Annotated in this window: 2 protein-coding genes; one reads left to right on the top strand and one right to left on the bottom strand. The window is 35.9% G+C overall.

What is annotated here, in order from left to right:
- The first annotated feature begins 2 nt into the window (after positions 1-2).
- The gene (locus ACFINO_RS09805) at positions 3-557 is read left to right on the top strand and encodes a hypothetical protein (protein WP_375655626.1); all 555 of its coding nucleotides are present in this window, start codon (positions 3-5) and stop codon (positions 555-557) included.
- On the opposite strand, the gene ACFINO_RS09800 is transcribed toward ACFINO_RS09805, so the two are convergent.
- Positions 538-1,068 (bottom strand): hypothetical protein, encoded by a 531-nt coding sequence (locus tag ACFINO_RS09800; RefSeq protein ID WP_375643821.1) that lies wholly within the window; start codon positions 1,066-1,068, stop codon positions 538-540. The genes ACFINO_RS09805 and ACFINO_RS09800 overlap by 20 nt on opposite strands.
- Positions 1,069-1,301: the final 233 nt, after the last annotated feature.

Genomic DNA, 1,301 nt, shown 5'->3' with positions numbered 1-1,301 from the left:
AAGTGAAAAAAAATAAAAAAAGGGGACGCCCTAAAATAGCAGGGCAGGTAAGAGAACCAAACGGACGTATATCACGTGCAAAAGCACCGCGTGAAGCCGTTGATAAATTGGCAATAGAAATGCGTGCAAAGCGCTTCGGTTTAACGCTACAGGAGGCAAAAAATCCACTTTCTGGTACCTATATCGGGCGGCTTTGTTTACAAGGCGTGCTTACACAAGAGCAATATGACGCCGCGCAACAATATCTACAGATAAGGAATAATTACCTTTGCGCAAAAGGCTTGCCTAATGCAATTTATGATGATGTGTCTACAAATTCAGATCCAGATAGCTTTGAACAATGGGTTCAAAAAGCAACAAATCACTATCAAGCCGTGAAAGAGGCAGTAAAAGAAGCCCAATGCCTCTATAGACAGTATAATCTTCATGCAGCGCTACAGTACCTCGTGATAGAAGATCAAATGCTATCACATCTCGTGAATTCACTGTGCGTTGCTCTTAATGCGCTCCAGAAGCACTTTTTGCAAAATCGTGTAATTATCGATAAAAATCACTAATAATATCGAACAATACTTTGATTTCATGGTCTAGTTCTTTAATTTTTTCTTTTTGTGTAGCAATACGCATTTGAACTTCGGTAATGATTTCTAGAAGTCGAGATACCTTTTCATGTTTCTTAGATTGTCTTTCTTTATCTAACTCCTTCATTTTGGCTATTTCGGAGTCCATACTGCTGATCAAGAGACGAGATATATTATTTCGTTTTTTGATTAGATCGTGCCATTTTCTTGTAATTTTTACATGCTTTTCAAACATTGGTTTTGGTAGTAGCCAAATTTTTTTCAAGAAATACATCTTTTCTATCCATAGAATTTCGTAAAATTTTGTTTCCCACCAATAGTCAGTATTATACAGGTGCATATGGTATGCCTTCTCTCGTTCTATAATTTCTTTTGAGCAGAATAACTCCTTCGTATTAGCATATCCATTTGAAGGGGATATAAGAGACGTTATCAAAAGTGCGATAATTAATACGCTTCTAAATAAAGATTTTTTTATAAACATCATTTCTACCTTATATGTCTACCTTAATGTGCACTTTATCTGTTTAACTGATTCACTTTGAAATTATCAATATGTGTTATTTTTATGTTGACAAAGTGTAGCAAATCGTATTTAATGACAAATACGGCACTGGTCGTACTGTATCTAAATGAGGGTGTGGTACAGTTCAAAATCCCCGCAAATGCGGGGTTTTTTATTATCTGGAGGGCGTATTTTATGACATCAGAAAATACACA

Source organism: Bartonella sp. AA83SXKL (assembly GCF_042196965.1).
Taxonomy (GTDB): Bacteria; Pseudomonadota; Alphaproteobacteria; order Rhizobiales; family Rhizobiaceae; genus Bartonella.
The sequence above is the reverse complement of the archived record's forward strand: the minus strand, read 5'-3'. Positions and strand labels throughout refer to the sequence as shown.

Coding starts and splice junctions, on each gene's coding strand:
- ACFINO_RS09800 (WP_375643821.1), bottom strand. CDS start 1,068: ATGATGTTTATAAAAAAATCTTTATTTAGAAGCGTATTAATTATCGCA.